The sequence below is a fragment of the Pseudomonas sp. P5_B2 genome (assembly GCF_056400445.1).
Window position 1 is genome coordinate 1 of record NZ_JBFULH010000505.1, and the last position, 4,389, is coordinate 4,389.

Annotated in this window: 5 protein-coding genes and 1 pseudogene; 1 reads left to right on the plus strand and 5 read right to left on the minus strand. The window is 56.8% G+C overall.

Features of this window, described 5'->3' with window-relative positions; translation table 11 throughout:
- A partial coding sequence (locus AC1DRJ_RS23050) for a TonB-dependent siderophore receptor (protein WP_477804182.1) occupies positions 1-1,578 on the minus strand: 1,578 nt, incomplete at its 3' end.
- A gap of 205 nt (positions 1,579-1,783) precedes the next feature.
- Here AC1DRJ_RS23050 and AC1DRJ_RS23055 point away from each other — a divergent pair.
- Positions 1,784-2,506, plus strand: a pseudogene (locus AC1DRJ_RS23055) (DNA/RNA non-specific endonuclease); the annotation flags it as partial.
- Between the two features lie 71 nt (positions 2,507-2,577).
- Here the strand turns inward: AC1DRJ_RS23055 and AC1DRJ_RS23060 are convergent.
- The 4 genes from AC1DRJ_RS23060 to AC1DRJ_RS23075 all read right to left on the minus strand — a co-directional run.
- Positions 2,578-3,138 carry a lipid-binding SYLF domain-containing protein gene (locus tag AC1DRJ_RS23060; protein ID WP_477804183.1) on the minus strand — a complete coding sequence of 187 codons (561 nt, stop codon included), beginning with the start codon at positions 3,136-3,138 and terminating at the stop codon, positions 2,578-2,580.
- Positions 3,139-3,339: 201 nt separating this feature from the next.
- Positions 3,340-3,642 carry a hypothetical protein gene (locus AC1DRJ_RS23065; protein WP_477804184.1) on the minus strand — a complete coding sequence of 101 codons (303 nt, stop codon included), beginning with the start codon at positions 3,640-3,642 and terminating at the stop codon, positions 3,340-3,342.
- A gap of 64 nt (positions 3,643-3,706) precedes the next feature.
- Positions 3,707-3,994, minus strand: a complete 288-nt coding sequence (locus tag AC1DRJ_RS23070) for a hypothetical protein (protein ID WP_477804185.1) — start codon at positions 3,992-3,994, stop codon at positions 3,707-3,709.
- Between the two features lie 205 nt (positions 3,995-4,199).
- On the minus strand, positions 4,200-4,389 hold a 190-nt coding region (locus AC1DRJ_RS23075), incomplete at its 5' end, for a hypothetical protein (RefSeq protein WP_477804186.1).

The following is a 4,389-nucleotide window of genomic DNA, read 5'->3' on the forward strand; positions in this document are numbered from 1 at the left end:
GGCATAGGCGGAAAGGTTTTCGGTGAGGTTGTAGACGATGCCTGCATAGGGGGTGAATTCATGATCGACATCGATCTTGCTTACTTCCGAAAAAACGTCATCACTGGTCTTCTCGTACCAACTCTCACGTGCGCCCAGAATCACTTTCAAATCGTCGGTCACGTTCAAACGGGTGGCTGTGTAGAGCCCCTTTTGCCGGGTTTCGCTGTAGCCGTAGTCGGTCCTTGGGCCCCATATCGGCTCGGGGAAATCGCCGTTGTAGGTATCGAAATTGGCCACACCGCCAAAACCGGATTGTGCGTCGAGGGAATCGGCGTCGAACTTCTGCTTGCTGTCTATATAACCAAATGCCGCTTCATGCTGACGACCCATCAGAGAGAACGGGCCATCGAAACGGATGCCGTAGTCGTCCTGGGTGGTCCTGGTCTTGTAGGTCGCCGGGAACGAAGACATAGGGGCGGTACCGTCCCTGCCTGGATTGCCGGAAAGGTACAGCAGGGAAGAGTGGCCGTTTCGCTCGCCACGGTTGTAGCTGAGGTGGGCTTGCCAGTCGTTGGCAAACTGGTGGTCGAGATTGACGAAGTAGGTGTCGTAGGTCGTGTTCCACTTGCTCCAGTCAGCGGAGGTTGTCTTCGAACGGCTCCAGTTGGTACGGCTGCCGTCGGCGTACCAGACGGGCAGGCCACCCCACATCGGTGAGTCGGCCTTGTTTTCCTGATGGCTCAAACCAAACCAGACCGTGGTGTCGGGCGTCAGGTCGATATCCATGGTGCCATAGAGGGTTTGGCGCTTGTTCGAGTTCATATCGATCCACGTATCGCCCTCGTTGGTCTCCCCGACGAACCGCCCGCGAATCGTGCCTTCCTGGTTCAGCGCCGTGGCCACATCGGCCTGGGCACCATAGGTGTCCCATGTACCGGCGTTCACTTCCAGCGAACCGTTCAGTTCAGTGCTGTAAGCGCGCTTGCGCACCATATTGATCGACGCGGAAGGATCGCCGGCACCGGTCATCAAACCGTTGGCTCCGCGGACCACTTCAACGCGGTCATACATGGCCAGGCTGCTGAAAATCTCCCCCGAACTCCATGGCTGTTCAAAGATAGTGGGTACACCATCGATCATCAGCGAGTTGAGTTCAAAGCCACGGGCGTTGAATTGCGCCCGACTGGTTTCGTAGCGGTTGACCGACACACCCGTGGCATTGTTGACCACGTCGAGGATGGTCTGCAGGTCCTGGTCCTGTATTCGCTGCTGAGTGACGACGCCGACCGACTGCGGCGTCTCTCGCGGAGACAGGTTCAAGGGGGTGGCCGTGCGTTCGGACTCGGTCGTGTAGGAGTTAGTGCCTTCGGTGACGGCGGTGCGTTCGCCCGTGGCAGTCTCAGTGATAGCGATAGCCGGCAAGGTCACAGTGCTGCCCGTCTCGGTCTGCTCAGTCTGTTCCGCCGCCTGCACGGAGGGCGCAACGAAGGCGATACCGGCTGTCAGCATGTGCACTGCGAGAGCCAAAGGACGCAATGCCAGAGGCGCGCGCGGCGTAACGGAGTTTTTAGAACACTGGAGGATGGGGGCGGTCATGCGAGCTCACATTTGATTTGGTGTTATTTGAGAATCGATATCATACTCAAATGTGATGAATTGCCAAACACTTGTTTGAGAAAGATTCTTTTTTGCAAACACTCGGCCCGAATTTCTGATAGTCGGCGTCGGGTTCTGACCGCTTTTTGCCGATGGCTTCCTCAACTTGCATTGGTGAGTAGAATGCAGCCGCCGGTCAGCACTAACGGGACTTTATTCAAACAAGCAGAGGCAGGCATCGTTCGACGGCTGTGCCGATCTGTTCCCGGCAGCCAAACCGATCAACATGGCCACTGTGCCTGCAACCATGAACCCCTTGGCCTTGTGTTCCGACAACTTCGCGGTGCTGTACTCGCAAACCAGCAAGACGCCGCTGGTGGTGGTCGAGCGTCTTAACGCCGGCCAGCTGCAGGATGCCAAAGGGGAGGAGCGCACTAATCAGTTCTACCCGGACCCGCGCATTCCCAAAAGTGGGCGGGCAGAGTTGAGCGACTACCGTAGCCAACATCCGGCGGTGGACCGCGGTCATCAATCCCCGGCAGCCGATGCACCGAACCCAAATGCAATGGCTCAATCCTTCGCGCTGTCGAACATGGTGCCGCAAGACCCCACCAACAATCGAAAGATCTGGAGCAAGGTCGAGTCTGATGTGAGGAAGTTTGCCAAGCGTGCCGAAGGCAATGTGTATGTCTTTACCGGCCCGCTGTTTGACCCGGGCCACACCACTATTGGCGACAACAAGGTCTGGGTGCCGACCCGCCTGTTCAAGCTGGTCTACGACGCATCGTCCCAACGTGCGTGGGCGTACGTGCTACCCAACGCAGAAACCCGCATTGAGAGGCCGATGGACTATGACACTTTCGTGAAAACCACGGGGCTCAAGTTGCTGGGGAACCTGCCGGTGACAGGTTCAGTGGGCCGCACTTGATGGCTTCCACTTAACGGACTTCACCCCAACGGTTGGAGGCAACCGATGGGGTGATTCGTACCTGGCCGCTGTTAGCGTTTGATGTGGGAAATTTTCGTGCCTTCGATGCTGACCCCGGCCATTAAGCCTTGCTGGTCGAAGATGAATGCATAGGCGTCGTCTTTGAGCGTCGAGCTGGACAGGTTCTTCGCAACCCCTTCATTCACGACAACCACGGTCGGCCCTACACCAACTTCCCAACCCTTGGAATCAGCCAGGTATTTCAGCGCTTTATCATTCATCAGAAATACTGCATAGCCATAGGACTGGGCGCCGGCCTGTAGACCCCATGACCCGCTGACGGAGTTGTAATAGTCCACTGCTTTCCCGCCTTTCATTAATACGCCTTCACCATAGCTGCCGCCGAATACCAGGCCCGCCTTGATGATTTTGGGGAAGACCAGCACGGCCTTGGCTTGTTGCGAGATGGATTTGGCTGTTGGATTGGCCTTGTAGAGCGTCTCCAATGCTTGCGCAGCGTCTTTATTCAGATCCTCTGCGGTTTCTGCACTGGCACTGTTCAGGAGGCTCGTCGAGGCCAATGTAGCTAACGCAAGGAAAGTCGATAGAAAGAAGCGCATTGATTGAGTCATTTCCGTACTCCAAGTGGGGAGCATTGGATGAAAGCAGCAGTCAGCGCCTGTATCAGACGGGAACTGAACCTACTGAAGTTATCCGGCGCACCCTGAAATGTGTGGTTTTCAAGCGTCGCGCAGTAATGCAGGAAACCCAAGGCGCGATKCCATCACTTGTTGTGACCACTATGAAACGGCCGGGTTCGCTGCTTTCTACCTCTATCGTTTTTTACATTCCGCCAACACCACTTGGCAGGTGTTCGGCGTGCCACCGGAGCGGCCGGCATAGCGTATGCAGTTATTCAGGGATTTTTGGCGGGCAATGCCCAAGGTGGAGCCCCACGCCAAGCCACCCTCGCCGGCAGTGGGTAGCGCTTTTGCATAGCAATTGGAGCCCAGGCTGGCAGTCGAATTGCGATGCCTGGACGCTTTGCTTGAACATCCCGCCGTCAGCGCAAGGCTGATGGCGAGCAGGGAGGGGAGAACCCATGACCAGCATTGGAGCGCTGTTTTTTCGATCATGCCGTTTCCCCTGTATCAACAACTCAGGCGTGTGTGGGGCGGCGTTCTTTGGCGTTCGCCGGGGTCATCGCTTACTGCACAGAATGAACATGTCATTCCCGTCGTCAAACAGGTAACGCGTCTCGGACAACGGTCGCATCCAGTAACTCAGGCTGCTGTCCGGCCGGAAAATAAACATGCCCAGTGTGTTCGCCAGTTCAGGAATCGTGCTGTCCGTTTCGCCTTTGGCACTGCGCTCAACATTAATGTGCAAGCGGTGCCCCTCTTGTTGCACCCGAAAGGCGCTGTTGCGGCGCAGGGTACCTATTTCCGCCCCGGAGTCGGCATCGATCAATTGGGCGACCATACGCATATGACTGAGCCCGGTGGGCCTCAAGTCCACTCTGAAGCGCGTCGTCAGCCATGACGGGCGCGTTGAGGATGTCACTTGATGCGCGCTCTCTCCGGTGCACCAAAGGTCCAGCTTCGCCGTGTTCTCACCTGACAGCCGTCCCAGTGCTACACCCAACAGGCCAACGAGTGCGAAGGCCAGGCACCAACCTGCGTTTGCGACAAGTCTAGTCATGTTGTTGTACACCAATGCAGCGACTACTTGCCGTTTCCAGCTCGCCATCGCAAAGAATCTGATCTGCCCCACGACGCGACGGTAACAAATACAGGTGGAGGTTTTGCGCCGAAAAGCCCAGATGCTCCGCCAGTTTTCGGCTGTGCTGGACCATCAGCTTCAGGTGTGACGCTTCCGGGGGC

Excerpts from the sequence above, each read along its gene's own strand:
- AC1DRJ_RS23060 (WP_477804183.1), bottom strand. The coding sequence starts at position 3,138 with ATGACTCAATCAATGCGCTTCTTTCTATCGACTTTCCTTGCGTTAGCT.
- AC1DRJ_RS23065 (WP_477804184.1), bottom strand. The coding sequence starts at position 3,642 with ATGATCGAAAAAACAGCGCTCCAATGCTGGTCATGGGTTCTCCCCTCC.
- AC1DRJ_RS23070 (WP_477804185.1), bottom strand. The coding sequence starts at position 3,994 with ATGCGTATGGTCGCCCAATTGATCGATGCCGACTCCGGGGCGGAAATA.